The sequence below is a fragment of the Actinomyces sp. HMT897 genome, from assembly GCF_016626125.1.
Taxonomy (GTDB): Bacteria; Actinomycetota; Actinomycetes; order Actinomycetales; family Actinomycetaceae; genus Actinomyces.
The window spans coordinates 2,095,798-2,110,699 of record NZ_CP067336.1; the positions used below are offsets into that span (position 1 = coordinate 2,095,798).

10 protein-coding genes and 1 pseudogene are annotated in these 14,902 nt (G+C 72.9%); 4 read left to right on the forward strand and 7 right to left on the reverse strand.

Annotated features, from left to right (window positions below; all coding sequences use genetic code 11):
* Window positions 1–30: 30 nt before the first annotated feature.
* The 4 genes from msrA to JJJ15_RS08230 form a co-directional block, all read right to left on the reverse strand.
* Entirely contained in the window at window positions 31–708 is a 678-nt protein-coding gene (gene msrA, locus JJJ15_RS08215) for a peptide-methionine (S)-S-oxide reductase MsrA (protein ID WP_200512001.1), read from the reverse strand.
* A 149-nt stretch (window positions 709–857) separates the two neighbouring features.
* Window positions 858–1,340: a transcription elongation factor GreA gene (gene greA, locus JJJ15_RS08220; protein ID WP_200510414.1), complete on the reverse strand. Its 483-nt coding sequence runs from the start codon at window positions 1,338–1,340 to the stop codon at window positions 858–860.
* Window positions 1,341–2,075: 735 nt separating this feature from the next.
* Window positions 2,076–3,410 carry a PPK2 family polyphosphate kinase gene (locus JJJ15_RS08225; RefSeq protein ID WP_200510415.1) on the reverse strand — a complete coding sequence of 445 codons (1,335 nt, stop codon included), beginning with the start codon at window positions 3,408–3,410 and terminating at the stop codon, window positions 2,076–2,078.
* A 991-nt stretch (window positions 3,411–4,401) separates the two neighbouring features.
* Complete coding sequence (locus JJJ15_RS08230; protein WP_246741976.1) at window positions 4,402–5,247, reverse strand: hemolysin III family protein; 846 nt, start codon at window positions 5,245–5,247, stop codon at window positions 4,402–4,404.
* A gap of 183 nt (window positions 5,248–5,430) precedes the next feature.
* On the opposite strand from JJJ15_RS08230, the gene uppS reads away from it, so the two are divergent.
* Complete coding sequence (gene uppS / locus JJJ15_RS08235; protein WP_200510416.1) at window positions 5,431–6,222, forward strand: polyprenyl diphosphate synthase; 792 nt, start codon at window positions 5,431–5,433, stop codon at window positions 6,220–6,222.
* 199 nt (window positions 6,223–6,421) lie between these two features.
* On the forward strand, window positions 6,422–7,735 hold the full coding sequence (locus tag JJJ15_RS08240; protein ID WP_200510417.1) for a PhoH family protein: 1,314 nt from the start codon (window positions 6,422–6,424) through the stop codon (window positions 7,733–7,735).
* Window positions 7,736–8,313: 578 nt separating this feature from the next.
* Here the strand turns inward: JJJ15_RS08240 and JJJ15_RS08245 are convergent.
* From JJJ15_RS08245 to xseA, 3 genes are all read right to left on the reverse strand, one after another.
* On the reverse strand, window positions 8,314–9,270 hold the full coding sequence (locus JJJ15_RS08245; protein WP_200510418.1) for a PfkB family carbohydrate kinase: 957 nt from the start codon (window positions 9,268–9,270) through the stop codon (window positions 8,314–8,316).
* Between the two features lie 74 nt (window positions 9,271–9,344).
* A complete protein-coding gene (locus JJJ15_RS08250; protein ID WP_106110226.1) occupies window positions 9,345–9,593 on the reverse strand; it encodes an exodeoxyribonuclease VII small subunit in 249 nt (82 codons plus the stop codon).
* 329 nt (window positions 9,594–9,922) lie between these two features.
* Window positions 9,923–11,218: an exodeoxyribonuclease VII large subunit gene (xseA, locus tag JJJ15_RS08255; protein ID WP_348641470.1), complete on the reverse strand. Its 1,296-nt coding sequence runs from the start codon at window positions 11,216–11,218 to the stop codon at window positions 9,923–9,925.
* A gap of 263 nt (window positions 11,219–11,481) precedes the next feature.
* Between xseA and JJJ15_RS08260 the strand changes: the two are divergent.
* Both JJJ15_RS08260 and JJJ15_RS08265 read left to right on the forward strand, forming a co-directional pair.
* Window positions 11,482–12,477 (forward strand): annotated as a pseudogene (locus JJJ15_RS08260) (4-hydroxy-3-methylbut-2-enyl diphosphate reductase); the annotation flags it as partial.
* 8 nt (window positions 12,478–12,485) lie between these two features.
* A complete protein-coding gene (locus tag JJJ15_RS08265) occupies window positions 12,486–14,804 on the forward strand; it encodes a serine/threonine-protein kinase (protein ID WP_106110229.1) in 2,319 nt (772 codons plus the stop codon).
* The last annotated feature ends 98 nt before the right edge of the window (window positions 14,805–14,902 follow it).

Sequence of the window (14,902 nt, forward strand, 5' to 3'; positions counted from 1 at the left end):
GGCTCCGGGTTCAGGCTGGCGGCCCCGGGTTCAGGGGGTTGGCGGCCCCGGCGGCAGGACCTCCACCTGGGCGGGCAGGTTGGCCACGCCCACCGGGCAGGTGACCCCGTTGGGGCCGTGGTTGCAGTAGCCGCCGGGGTTCTTGTGCAGGTAGCCCTGGTGGTAGTCCTCAGCCAGGTAGAAGGGGCCGCCGAAGTCCGCGTACAGGCCCGCGGCACCCTCCACGGTGGTCACGCAGGTGCCCAGCCCCAGGCGGGTGAGCTCGCCCTGGAACGCCTCGCGGGTGGCCAGGGCGGCGGCGTACTGGTCGGGCGTGGTGGTCCACACCGCCGAGCGGTACTGGGTGCCGACGTCGTTGCCGTGGCGGTTGAGGTGGGTGGAGTCGTGGTTCTCCCAGAAGACCCGCAGCAGGGACTGGCCGCCCGGCCCGCAGACGGTGGGGTCGTAGGCCACCCGCACGGTCTCGGCGTGACCGGTGGCCCCGGTGCACACCTCCTGGTAGGTGGGGTTGGGCGTGGTGCCGCCCATGTAGCCGACGGCGGTGGCCACCACCCCGTCCTGGCGCCACAGGATGCGCTCCATGCCCCAGAAGCAGCCGCCCGCCAGGTAGACGACCTCGGTGCCCTGCGGCCAGGGGCCGTCCAGGGGCGTGCCCAGGACCACGTGGTCACCGGGGGCGGGCAGGAGTGGGGACTGCCGGCCCGGCAGGACCGTGCTGCGTGCCGGAGGGGCGGGGCTGGTGGGGGCGGCGTCCGTGGGGTGAGTGGCCTGGGCGCGGCCCGCGCCGCCGTCGGCGTGAGCGGGGTCGGTGTGAGCGGGAGAGGCGCTGCTCGTGGGGCCGGACGGGCGGCGGGCGCTCACAGTGTCGTGACCTCGAGGATCCTGGCGGTGATCTGGCGCCCGCTGGGGGCGTCGTAGGTCACGGTCTCACCGGCCCGGTGGCCCATGAGGGCCTTGCCCAGGGGGGCGTCGGGGGAGAAGACCATGACGCCCTCGGGGACGTCGGCGGTGATCTCCTGGCCGCCCAGGACGAAGCGCTGCTCCTTCCCGGCCACGTCGGCGGTGACGACGGTGCCGGGCGAGACGGTGCCGTCGGAGGCCGCCTCGCCGATCTGCGCCGTCTCCAGGAGGCGGACCAGGGTCGCAATGCGGGCCTCGTTGAGGGCGGCCTCCTCGCGGGCGGCGTGGTAGCCGGCGTTCTCGCGGAGGTCACCTTCCTGCCGGGCCGCCTCGACGCGCTGGGTGATCTCCTTGCGGTCGACCTCCCTGCGGCGTACGAGCTCCTCAGTGAGTCGTTCGTAGGCCTCCTGAGTGAGCCAGGTGCTCTGCTCCTCAGCCATGGTTCCTCCTGCGTGTGGTCGGTGGCTCGCCCCGGTACCCGGCACCCGCTCGTAGCCGGACGAGTCGGGTGATGGGCGGGCAGTCTACCGCGCCCCGTAGGCGTGAGAACAGATCTGTGGCGTGTGAGGTCGGGGGCGCAGGCCGACGGCGCCCGTGCCAGGGGCGGAGGCGCGTGCGGGGTGGTTCCTGACTCGTGCCGCGCGTGATCGCCACGCAGGTCCGAAAGCGTCTTAATGCACCTAGCGGTGCGGGGTGCTCCCTGACGATCACCATGGGCGACTGGGTCGGTTGGGACGACTGGTCTTAATGCACCTAGCGGTGCGGGGTGCTCCCTGACTGGCACCCGTCGCCGCGCCTTATGTGGCGTGGCAGCGTCTTAATGCACCTAGTGGTGCGGGGTGCTCCCTGACCCCTGCCTCTGGGAGGCGCGTGGTTGCAACGTTTCCAGGGGCTGGATCGCCACCGGCCCTGCGGGGCCCTTCCGGCAGGTGGCTGGAGCACCCCATTTCTACCACCTTTCGTTGGTATGACGCCACTCGCCACCGACGGCCCCGGGAGCGGATCCGGCGCCGGCTTTGGACGAGACCATGCGGAAAAGTGGCAGTCAGACGGGGTGTCCCGCACCACATTGATAGTGGCCAACATCACAAGTTTGGCCAGCCTCAAGCGTGGTTCTCAACCCCGCGGGCACCCGCACCGCCACCCCTCCTCTCACCAGATGCCCGGCACAAACCCTAGCTGTGCGACCTCCTGGCCTTCTCCGCCTTTCGGGCCGCCTTGGCCGCGGCCTTCTTAACCGCCTTGCGCGTACCCTTCCCGGTCTTGCCGGGCTTAGCGGCCTTTCCGCCCTTGGAGGGCTTCCCGACGCTCTTGGAGCCCTTCCCTCCCTTGCCCGGGTGCTTCCCGGCGTCGTCGGCCACCTGCTGGGCTGCCGGACTGACAGCACCACCTGAGCTGGCGCCACCCGAGCCGGTCCCCACGGACTGGGCCGGGGCGTCCCCGGGAGCAGCCTCCGACGCAGGGGCGGGCGTCGGGGCGGGCTCGGCGGAGAACACCAGGATGGTGGCGGCGTCCTCGATAACGGTGATACGGGCGTCCACCTTGGCGAGCTTGGCCTGGATCCTGGCGTCGTAGCGGGCCAGGGCCTGCGGCGAGAGGGTGGCGCGCACGCGGTCGCGCTCGGTGTCCACGTCAAAACGGGCGGGCGGCCAGTGGACCTCGGTCTCCGCCAGGGAGCGCAGCAGCATCTCGGTGACGGCCAGGCGTGAGTACCACTTGTTGTCCGCCGGGATGACGTACCAGGGGGCCTCCTCGAAGCTCGTGGCCCGCAGCACCCGCTCATAGATGGACTGGTAGTTGAACCACTGCCCACGCACGTTCATGTCGTTACCGGAGTACTTCCAGCGCTTGTCCGGGCGGTCCACGCGCTCCAGCAGCCGCAGGCCCTGCTCCTCGTAGGAGACCATGAGGGCGATCTTGACGACCGTGGTGCCCTGGTCGATCAGCTGGCGCTCAAAGTCGTGGATCTGGCTGGCGTACCGGTCGAACCCCTCGTCGTCCAGGGTGCCGGCCGCCCCGGGGACCAGCATGTCCTCGTAGTGGGAGCGGTCGAACAGCCCGATGGTGCCCGGCCCGGGCACGGCCTTCCAGATACGCCACAGGAAGTCGTGCTCCTTCTCCTCGGGGGTGGGGGCCTTGAAGGCGGTCATCCGCACCCCCTGCGGGTCCACGAGCCCCATGACGTGACGCGCGATCCCGCCCTTGCCCGCGGTGTCCAGGCCCTGGGCGACCACCAGCACGCGGCGGTCGGACCCCTCCTTGGCGGCGGCGAACAGCTTCTCCTGGAGCGCTCCGAGCAGGGGGGTGACCGCCGCGGTGTAGGCGACGGCGTCGGACTCGCTGCCCGCCCAGCCGGGGGTGGCGGCGCGGTCCATGGAGGCCAGGTGGAAGTGCTCGTCCACGCGCAGGGCCTCGCGCGGATCCTCTACCCACCGGTTGGTGGCTGTGCCCAGGACGATCTCCAGGGGGTTGGCGTCCCCGTAGGCGTGCTTCTTGCCGTTCTTGCTCATGGCGTGCCTCCTGAGGCAGGGCGTGGGGCGACTGGCCTCCAGGGTATAGCAACCTGTGGGGAAAGTGTTGGAACTGAGCGGGTTTCCCGGATCTGACCAGGTCGACGCCGGGGCCCGGCGCGTGCCGCGAGGGCGCCTGCTGGTGGCTTCCGGGATCTGGCGGTCTGGGCGGGGCCCGGGGTGTGCCAGGGGGCGTGGGTGCTGCACCGACAGCTCCCACGTCTGCCAGCACCGTGGTGCCTGGGTGCGGGTGAGTGACGTCGGGAGGGCGTTCAGGCGTCGCAGGGAGCGGCGTGGTGCCGTGGTGGAAGGCCGGTGGGGCGGCAGGTGGCGGCGTCCGTGCTGCCCGCGGTTGGTGCGCCTGGCTCCGGCGGGGGCCGGTGCGGTGTCTAGCGGAACATTTTGTGCACAGGGTAACCGATTGCGCAGAAAGTGACCTGGATTCGTTACCTTCTGCGCAAAACGTCACTCTGTGCACAAAATGTTCCGCTCTGCACAAAATGTTCTCCTGCGCCGTTATCCCCTAATCCCTGGCGTGCCCGGTAGGTGCGGATACCGAGCACCCGGGCGACGCGCCGGGTGCCCTAATCCCCGGCGTACCCGTTAGGCGCCCCGCGGGCCAGGGCGTAGGAGCGTAGGTTCTCCCTGATCTCCGGCGTGCCCGGTAGGCGCGACGACCCCGCGCTGGGCCGAGCATGTCACGGCCCTAATCCTCGGCGTGCCCGGTAGGCGCTGGCCGACCAGGCCCTCGATGGGCGGAGGGTAGCCCGGTCCTCAGCGTGACCAGCTGGCGTGACCAGTAAGCGCCCCCGTCTCCGCCCCGACCCCCGCAATCAGGTCCTTGCTCTGTCTACGTTATAAGTACCGTTCTCACGAGGAACAAGTACCGTTCTCACGAGGAACAAGTACCGTTCTCACGACGAACAAGTACCGTTCTCGCGACGAATAAGTACCGTTCTCGCGGCCGGGGGGATGCGGGCCCGGCGGGCGGTCAGCCCAGGATGGCCAGGTAGCAGGCCACGCACTGGCAGATCCAGGCGGCCACCGTACACACGTGGAAGACCTCGTGGAAGCCGAACCAGCGGGGCAGCGGGTCGGGGTGCTTGCGGGCGTAGACCACGGCACCGGCCGTGTAGATGACGCCGCCGGCGATAATGAGCAGCACCGTGGCCGCCCCGCCCGCGCGCCAGAAGGCGGGCAGGAACCAGATGGCCACCCAGCCCAGGAGCACGTACAGGCCGGTGGACAGCCACCGGGGTGCCTTGGCCCACGCCAGGCAGGAGATGATCCCGCCCACGGCCCCGGCCCACACGATCCCCAGGACCAGGCGGGCCGTGCTCGTCGGCAGCAGGGCCACCGACAGGGGCGTGTAGGTGCCGGCGATGAGCAGGTAGATATTGGCGTGGTCGAGCCGCTGGAGGGTGCGGCTGACCCGCTGGGGCCAGTGCCCGTTGCCAATGTGGTAGACCCCGGAGTTGGCGAAGAGCAGCAGGGAGCAGGTCAGGTAGACGGCGCACGCCCAGGCCAGGGGCGCCGTGGGGGCCAGGGCGGTCAGGGTGATGCAGGCCGACAGGGCCAGGGGCGCCGTGGCGGCGTGGATCCAGCCGCGCAGCCGGGGCTTGACGGCCAGGAAGGCCGCGTTGGCGCTCGCTGCCGCGGCACGCGCCTGGGTGGCGGCAATGCGGGCCTGGGCCGCTGCCGTGGAGGCGGCGGCGCTGGCGGCCTGGGTGGCTGAGGCCGCGGCCTGGGTGGCCGCCCGACTGGCGGCCTGGGTCGCGGCGCGGGCGGCCGCGCCAGCGGTCTCGGCAGGGGTCGGGCTGTGCGATGTCGAAGTCATGGCTCCTCCTCATGGCACGGCAGCCGTGCGAACGGCGTAACTTACGATTCCGTAAGTTACGGTACCGTAGGTTCCTGGGAGCGGCGACACCCTCGGCAGTGACCTACAACGCGATACGGTAGTGGTGGCGTCGGGCCCCCCGCACGCCGTCCCGGCACCCCCGCCCTGGCGTCAAGGAGAGGCATGGCACGCGACAACCTCCTCTACGAGATCTACGCGCGTCGACTGGCGTCCCAGGTGCCGCCCGAGCGCGTCCCCGCCCACGTCGGGGTCATCCTGGACGGCAACCGCCGCTGGGCCAGGGCCATGGGGTTCGTCGCCTCCCAGGGGCACCAGCGCGGCGCGGCCAAGATCGCCGACTTTCTCACCTGGGCCCGCGACGCCGGTGTGCGCGTGGTCACCCTGTGGCTGCTGAGCACGGACAACCTCGACCGCGACCCCGCCGAGCTGGCCCCGCTGCTGGACATTATCGCCACCGCCGTCGAGGGGCTGGCCGCCCAGGGCTGCTGGTGCCTGCGCCTGGTGGGGGCCGTGGAGCTCCTGCCCCAGGCCGTGGCCGTGCGCCTGCGCGACGCCGTCGCCCCCACCCAGGCCCGCCCCGACCCCGGCTCCGGGGCCCCGGGCGAGGCCCTCATGGAGGTCAATATCGCCGTCGGCTACGGGGGACGCCACGAGATCGCCGACGCCGTGCGGGCCATCCTGCGCGAGCGGGCCCAGGAGGGTGACACCCTGGAGGCGGTGGCCGCCTCCCTGACCGAGGAGGACATCTCCGCCCACCTCTACACCCGCGGGCAGCCCGACCCCGACCTGGTCATCCGCACCTCGGGGGAGCAGCGCCTGAGCGGTTTCATGCTGTGGCAGTCGGTCCACTCCGAGTTCTACTTCTGCGACGTCAACTGGCCGGCCTTCCGGCGCGTCGACTTCCTCCGGGCCCTGCGTGACTACGCCGGCCGCGAGCGCCGCCTGGGGCGCTAGCCGGCTCCCGGGCCGGGCCCGTCAGGCGGACGGCCCGTCAGGAAGTCCCGTTAGGCGAGCGGCCTGTCAAGCGGTCAGCCCGTCAGGAAGGCTTGTTAGGCGGAGCCGTCAGGCGGGCGGCCCGACGGCGCCATATACCGGACACCCGTACCACGCATCTGCGACAATGTGAGAACTACCATATGGAAAGGTCCTCATGATGCGCACCTACGTCCTGGACACCTCCGTCCTCCTGTCTGACCCCCGGGCGTTGACCCGCTTCGCCGAGCACGAGGTGGTCCTGCCCGTCGTCGTCATTACCGAGCTGGAGGGCAAGCGCCACCACCCCGAGCTCGGCTACTTCGCCCGCTGCGCCCTGCGGCTGCTGGACGCCCTGCGGGAGCGCTACGGCCGCCTGGACAGGCCCATCCCGGTCAACGACCACGGCGGCACCCTGCGCGTGGAGCTGGGCCACACCGACGCCACCGAGCTGCCCGAGGGGGTGCGGCTGGGGGACAACGACACCCGCGTCCTGTCGGTGGCCGCCGCCCTGGCCGCACGCGGCTCCCGGGTCACCGTGGTCTCCAAGGACCTGCCCATGCGCATTAAGGCCGCCTCCGTGGGCCTGGACGCCGACGAGTACCGCGCCCAGCTCGCCGTGGACTCCGGTTACACGGGCATGACCCGCGCCGTCCTCAGCGAGGAGGAGATGGCGCGCCTGTGGGAGGAGAACGTCCTGGACCCCGCCGACCTGGAGATCCCCGAGAGCCGCGAGGAGCTGGGCACCCAGTGCGTCAACACCGGCGTGGTGCTGACCTCACCGCGCGGCTCGGCCCTGGCCACCCTCACCCCCGCCGGCCTGCGGCCGGTGCGCGCTGGCCTGGAGGTCTTCGGCCTGCGCGGACGCAGCGCCGAGCAGCGCGTGGGCCTGGACCACCTGCTCAACCCCGATATCGGCATTGTCTCCCTGGGTGGGCGCGCTGGCACCGGCAAGTCCGCCCTGGCCCTGTGCGCGGGGCTCGACGCCGTGGTCAACCGCCAGGAGCACCGCAAGGTCATGGTCTTCCGGCCCCTGTACGCCGTGGGCGGGCAGACCCTGGGCTTCCTGCCCGGCAACGACGCCGAGAAGATGGCGCCCTGGTCCGAGGCGGTCTTTGACACCCTGTCCTCGGTGGTGGCGCCCTCCCGCATCGACCAGGTCCTGGCCAACAAGCAGATCGAGGTCCTGCCCCTGACCCACATCCGGGGCCGCAGCCTCCACGACGCCTTCGTCATTGTGGACGAGGCCCAGTCCCTGGAGCGCAATGTCCTGCTCACCGTGCTCTCCCGCGTGGGCCAGAACTCCAAGGTGGTCCTCACCCACGACGTCGCCCAGCGCGACAACCTGCGCGTGGGCCGGTGGGACGGGGTGGCCGCGGTCATTGAGGTCCTCAAGGGGCACCCGATCTTCGCCCATGTGGACCTGGTGCGTACCGAGCGCAGCGAGATCGCCGAGCTGGTGGCGAGCCTCCTGGACGAGGTGCCCCTGTACTGAGTACTGCTGAGGCGCTCCTGTACTGAGGCGCTCCTGTACTGAGGTCTCCTTAAGTACTGAGTACCGAGGCGCTCCTGCACTACTGCAAGGCGTTATTCGCCGGTCCTGCCCGGGGCGGCGCGGGCGGCGCCTGCCTCACCCGGGGATGGCGGGTGGGACGTTGGGTGGCTCCTGGGTCAGGGCCTGACGGCCGCCTCGCCCGGGGATGGCGGGTGGGACTGGTGAGGCTGGTGGGACGGGACCAGCGGGTCCGGTGGCGGGGCTGGCGGTGCCAGTAGGGCCAGCGGGTCCGGCGGTGGGGCCAGTAGGGTCGCCCGGGCTGTGCCCATTGCCAGGGCGGGCCTGGGCGCCGGTGAGGAGGCGCGTGCCAGCCCAGGGTGAGGAGGCGCGCGCCAGCCCAGGGGGCAGACGACGGCGCCTGCGGCAGAGGTCGCAGGCACCGTCGTGGTACTTAGTGCAGCCCCGGGTGTGCCAAGGGCGGACCGGAGGGCTGGGGCACTGGGCCTAGGTCAGCCCGGGCCCAGCGCTACAGGGCACCGGCCACGGGCTCAGCTCCCGGCGGCCCAGCCCCCGGCGGCTCAGAGCTCGGCGCGGGTGGGCGGGTTCGCGCCAGTCCGTGAGACGGTAATGTCCGCGATCCGGCTGGCGTGGGTGACGATCCGCTCCAGGGTGGCGGCGTCGATGGAACGCAGCGCCTCCCTGCGGTCCGCCCCCACCAGGCCCTCGCTCCACAGGGCGTCCTCGAGGCCGCCCATGAAGGAGTCCCCGGCGCCGACCGTGTCGGCCACCACAATGTCCGGGTTCGAGGGGACCTCCAGGCGCAGCCCGGAGGCGGTCAGGGCCAGCGAGCCGCGCTTGCCGCGGGTGAGGACCACAATGGCCACGCCCGTCTCCAGCCAGGTGCGGGCCACAGACTCAATCGCCTCGTCGTCGTGCTTGTCCAGGCCGTAGAACCAGGCCACGTCCTCGTCGGAGCACTTGACCAGATCGGACACGGCCACAATGCTCTCCACCGTCTTGCGGGCGTCCTCGGGCTCGCCCATGAGCTGGGGGCGGGCGTTGGGGTCGTAGCAGATGGTGGAGGTGGCGTGGAAGTCGCTCAGGACCTGGCGCACGGTGCTCGCGCCGGGCTCCAGGACGGCCGCGATGGACCCGGCGTGCACCAGCAGGGGCGCCTCGGACTCCTCGCGCTCGGGGTAGGGCGGGTTCCAGTCGAGGTCGAAGACGTAGGTGGCGGCCCGGTCCTCGCCAATGGTGGCCTGGGCGGTGGAGGTGCGCTCGGCGCCGTCGGAGCCGGAGGTCAGGCGGACCCCGGAGGCCTCCAGGTGGGCGCGTACGACCTGGCCGCGCGGGTCGGTGCCGATCCAGCAGTCGAGCTCGGCGTCTCGGCCCAGGCGGGCCAGGCCCAGGGCCACGTTCGCCGGGGAGCCGCCGGGGACGTCAACAGGTTCGGCTCCGGGGTGGATAACGACGTCGACGAGGGCCTCACCGATAATGAGGGCGGTTCCTTCGCGGCCGGGGGCGGTAGTGGTCACAGCTGGCTCCTTGTGCTCGTGGGGTGGGGGTGACGGCGGTCCCTGCCCGCCGGTGCGGCCGACGGGCGGGTGTCTCAGGAGGTGGGACTGGTGCGCTCGGTGACGGCGGCGAGGCGGGCGCGGGCCTCGTCGAGCCAGGACTGGCAGCGCGCGGCGAGGGCCTCGCCACGCTCCCACAGCGCCAGGGCGTCCTCAAGGGGCACCTGGCCGGCCTCGAGGCGCTGGACGACGCTGACGAGCTCCTCACGCGCCTGCTCGTAGGAGAGCTGGGCGACGTCCTCGTTGGCGGGGCCGGAGGGGCTGGCAGGGTCAGTCAGGCTCATGACAGGGATTCTCGCACGCCCTACCCCGGTCATGGGGGGACTCGCGCCCCCAAAGTCCGCCCGGATTCGTCTCCTGGCAGACCCGGGCGGGTGGGACCCCGCCGTCCCGGGCGCGTCGCCGCACCCCCGTCCGCCCGGCGTCCCCCGGGTCGGCCGGGTCGGTCTCTTGACCGGTCCCTGGTCGGCTTCGGTGGATCCCTCAGCCAGCCCCTTGGTGGGCACCCTCAGCCCGCTCCCGGGGCGGTTGGTGGTCTCCCGGGTAGGCCTCTGGGCCAGCCCCTTGACCGGTCCTCGGCCGGTAGGACCCCGGTGGGCCCTGGGTCGGCCCCTTAGTCGGTCCCCGGCCCCGGGGCGGGCTTGGTGGCCCCCACGACCTGGGCCACCAAGCGCCCGGAGGCGAGCACGCCCTCCAGCAGGTCGCCCTTTCTCACGTCCTGGGCGCTGGTGACCAGACCGCCGCCGGGCTTGCGCAGGATCGCGTAGCCGCGGTCCAGCACCGCCTGGGGGGACAGCGCCGTCAGCCGGGCGTGCTCGGCGCGCAGGTCCGCCCCGGCCAGGGCCAGCGCCTGGGCCAGGGCGCGGCGCACCCGCTCCACGCCCGCCTCCACCTCGGCCGACCGCTCGCGCACCATGGTCCCCGGGTCGGCCATGACGGGGCGGGCCCGCAGCTGGTCCAGGCCCGACTGCTCCCGCTCCAGGAGGGTGCCCAGCCAGGACCGCAGGCGCTCGCGGGCGCCGTCCAGGCCCACGGTCTCCTGGGCCAGGTCGGGCACGACGCGCCGGGCGGCGTCGGTGGGGGTGGAGGCGCGGTAGTCGGCCACCAGGTCCAGCAGGGGGCAGTCGGTCTCGTGCCCGATGGCGCTGACCAGGGGCGTGCGGCAGGCGGCGGCCGCGCGCACCAGCCCCTCGTCGGAGAAGGGCAGCAGGTCCTCCACGGCCCCGCCCCCACGGGCCACCACAATGACGTCCACGTGCTCGATCGCGTCGAGCTCGCGGATAGCGGCACTCACCTCCCGCACCGCACTGGCCCCCTGGACGGCCACCTCGCGGATCTCGAAGGGGATCCCCGGCCAGCGCGCCCGGGCGTTGACCACGACGTCGTCCTCGGCCTTGGCCTGGCGCCCGCACACCAGCCCCACGCAGCGCGGCAGGAAGGGCAGGGGCCGCTTGCGGCTGGCGTCGAACAGGCCCTCGGCGGCCAGGACGCGGCGCAGCGCCTCAATACGCGCCAGGAGGTCGCCCACGCCCACGGGGCGGATGTCGTCGGCCTGGAGCTGGAGGGAGCCGCGCTTGGCCCAGAAGGTGGGCCTGGCGTGGACCACGACGCGGGCCCCCACCTCCAGGGGCGCCCCCAGGCCGGTCTCGATGGCGGCCACCACCCGCGAGTAGACGGCGACGTTGAGGCTCATGTCCGCCTCGGTGTCCCGCAGGGTGAGGAACTGCATGCCCGCCCCGGGGCGCCGGTTGAGCTGGACCACCTGCCCCTCGACCCACACGTGCGTCATACGGGCCACGTACTCGTCGATCTTGCTGCTCAGCAGCCGCAGCGGCCAGGGGTTGTCGGCGGTGGTCAGGTTGGCGCGGGGGGCGAGGGCGCGCGCGGCGGGGCTGGCGTCGGGTGTCACGTGCACCACTGTGCCACGTCCGGCCCCGGGGGCGGCGTTAGTGTGGGGGTGTGACTCCGACTCAGGGGACGACGGTGGGGCCCGCCGTCGCCCAGGCTCCAGATCCCGCGTCGCGTACCCTCCCCGCCACCCAGGTCCCGGACGGTGGTTGTGCCTCTGCGCCGGCCCCGACGCCGCCAGGTACTGAGGTCCCAGAGGGCGGACCTGCCCCCGAGGGCGCCCCGGCGCCGGTCACGGAAGGAGCCCCGGCGCCGGGCGGCACGGGTAAGCGCCTTCTCCTGGCCGCACCCCGAGGCTACTGCGCGGGCGTGGACCGGGCGGTCGACGTCGTCGAGCAGGCCCTGGCCCACTACGGCGCCCCCGTGTACGTGCGCAAGGAGATCGTCCACAACAGGTACGTGGTGGAGGCCCTGTCCCGGCGCGGCGCCGTGTTCGTCTCCGAGACCGACGAGGTGCCCGAGGGCGCCCGGGTCGTCTTCTCCGCCCACGGCGTCTCCCCGGCCGTCCACGCCCAGGCCGCGGCCCGCCACCTGGCGACCATTGACGCCACCTGCCCCCTGGTGAACAAGGTCCACAAGCAGGCGATCCGCTTCGCCAAGGAGGACTACGACATTATCCTGGTGGGGCACACCGGGCACGAGGAGGTCGAGGGCACCCAGGGGGAGGCCCCCGAGCGCATCCAGGTGGTCAACGGCCCCCACGAGGTGGACCAGGTCCAGGTGCGCGACCCGCAGAAGGTGGTGTGGATCAGCCAGACCACGCTCAGCGTGGACGAGACCCTGGAGACCGTGCGTCTCCTGCGTGAGCGCTTCCCCGCCCTGGCCGACCCGCCGGGGGACGACATCTGCTACGCCACCCAGAACCGGCAGGGCGCCGTCAAGGCCCTGGCCCCCCGGTGCGACGTCGTCATTGTGGTGGGCAGCGGCAACTCCTCCAACTCCGTGCGCCTCAAGGAGGTGGCCAAGGAGGCCGGCGCCGGGGCCAGCTACCGGGTGGACTTCGCCCGGGAGATCGACCCCGCCTGGGTGGCCGGGGCCACCACGGTGGGCCTGACCAGCGGCGCCTCGGTGCCGGACATCCTGGTGCGGGAGGTCATCGAGCGCCTGGGGGAGCTGGGCTTTGACGACGTCGAGGAGGTGCGCACGGCCACGGAGAAGATCACCTTCGCCCTGCCCAGGAACCTGCGCATGGACATTAAGGCCGCTGGCGGCGCCCCCGCCCACGCCCGGCGCGTGCCCGCCGCGGACCACACCTGCTGACGGCTGCCGTGAGCGCCGCGACGTCCGCCTCCCGGCCCCGGGCCCTGGGTGCCCGCTACCGCCTGGAGCGTCTCCTGGGACGGGGCGCCATGGGGGAGGTGTGGCTCGGCGAGGAGACCGCCTCCGGCCGGAAGGTGGCGGCCAAGCTCCTGCGTCCCGAGCACCTGGAGGACCCGGGGCTGGTGGACCGGTTCGTGCGGGAGCGCTCGATCCTCCTGGGCCTGCGGGATCCGGGGATCGTGTCGGTGACGGACCTGGTGGTGGACGGCGACGACCTGGCCATTGTCATGGACTACCTGGACGGCGGCTCCCTGCGCGGGGTCCTGCGCGACCGGGGTGCGCTGGCACCGGCCCTGGCTGCCGGCCTGGCCCTGCGGGTCCTGGAGGCCCTGGCCCACGCCCACGCCCAGGGGGTGGTCCACCGGGACGTCAAGCCGGACAACGTGCTCCTGGCCTCCGGCTGGGAGCGCTGCGCGCCCGGCGACGTACGCCTGAGCGACTTCGGGGTCGCCCGGCTCGTGGGCGACGGCGCTCGCACCGCCTCGGGGGTGCTGGGGACGCCCGCGTACATGTCGCCCGAGCTCATTGAGCACGGCTCCTGCGGGCCGGAGGGGGACGTCTACGGCGCGGGCGTCCTCCTCTACGAGCTCCTGGCCGGGCGCACGCCCTTCGAGGGCGCCGGGACCGACTTCACGGTGGCGCACCGCCACCTCACGCAGGCGCCCCCGCCCCTGGACGTGGGGGAGGGGCTCTGGGGGCTCCTGGAGACGCTGCTGGCCAAGGACCCGCTCCGGCGGCCGGGTGCGGCCGACGCCGCTGCCCGCCTGGCCAGCCTGCTCCCGGACCTGGGGACCCGGGCCCTGGAGGACGTGCTGGCCAGCGCGCAGGACGCCGAGCTGGACGATAAGCCGGACGGCGCCCGGTCCCAGGACGCGCCGGACGCCGAGCCGGATAACGTCCGGTCCCAGGAGACGCAGGACGACGAGCCGGTGCCCACGCACGTGCCCACTCTTGTGCGCCCCCGCCCTCTTGCGGCCGGAGGCGAGTCCGGCCCGGGCGGGAAGGACGACGTCGATACTGAGAGCGGGTCCGGTGCCGAGGGGGAGGACGGTACCAAGGAGGAGGCCGGTACCGGGCCAGGGCCGGGCGGCTTGGCCCGGGCCAGGGCCGGTCTGGCCTCCGGGGCCCGCAGGCTGCTGGCACTGCGCCCGGGCGCCGCACCTTCGGCGGACTCCCCGCAGGCCGAGCCGGATCCTGAGCCCGAGCCGCCCCTGCCCGACCTGGGCCAGGCGCCCCAGGAGACCGTGGTGCGTCTGCTGCCCTCAGGCCGTCAGGAGTCGACCGGGTCCGCCCCGCCTGCCGAGCCCGCCGCCCCCACCTGGCGTGAGCGGGTCAGGCGGTTCCTGTCAGGGCCGCGGCGACGCCTGGCGGTCGTGGCCGTGGGGCTGGTCCTGGTCCTGGCGGGCGGGGTTCTCCTCGCCCACGCCCTCTGGGCCGCCGACCCGGGCGGGGGACCCAGCGCCGAGGCCACGGTGAGCAGCACCCCGGAGGCGGCGTCGGCCTCGCTGCGCGGCCAGGCGACCCCCACGGGCCTGAGCACCGACCGCCAGGCGAGTGTGGACCCGCGAACGGGCAAGGTGGTCCTCACCATCACCTACTCGGCGCAGTCGGCCCCGCTGACCGGCCCCTTCCTGGAGGTCATTCCCCCGCTGGAGGAGGGCGGCAGCTGCCCGGCCACCAGCTGGCCGGGAGGGAAGCCGGACCCGAACCTGCCCAGCGTCACCGGGATCTCGACCCCGTGCGCCTGGAGCGTGGAGGCCGGGACCGTCCCCGCCCAGGGGGTGGCGAGCGTGGACGTCGTGGTCTCCCTACCCCTGCCGGCTACGGGAACCCAGGCCGCGCTGGAGCAGTGGCTGCGCGGCGCCCAGACGGCTACGCAGGCGGCCCTGGCCGACCCGCACGTGGTCTCCACCTCCTACCCCGTTCAGCGGCTGGCCGGTGTTGACGTGGTGGTGGCCTCCCAGGTGGTCACCGGCTCGCCGCTGACGGTCACGCTCCTGCCCGTGTGGCCCTCGGGGGCGGACGCGGTCCACCCTCTGTACGTGAGTCCTTCCGCGGGCGCGCCCTCCACGCTCCTGACGGCGGTGGCGGGCGGGGCCTCCGGGGTGTCGTTCGCCGACGGCTGCGCCGGGGCCCTGGTGGTCTCGGCGGACGGCCTGAACGTGGTCACCGTGGGGGCCGCGCCCCAGTGCGTGGTCAGGGCGCGGGTAGGCAACCTGGGTGACCTGGTCTCCAACACCTTCGCCGTGGTGGGCCACGGGAGCTGAGGGCGTGGGCGGCCGGGCATCTCGCCCCGGCAGGCGTCCGGGCGGGCCGGGAGCCGAGACGTACATTTTGTGTACAGGGGGACGTTTTGCGCAGAAAG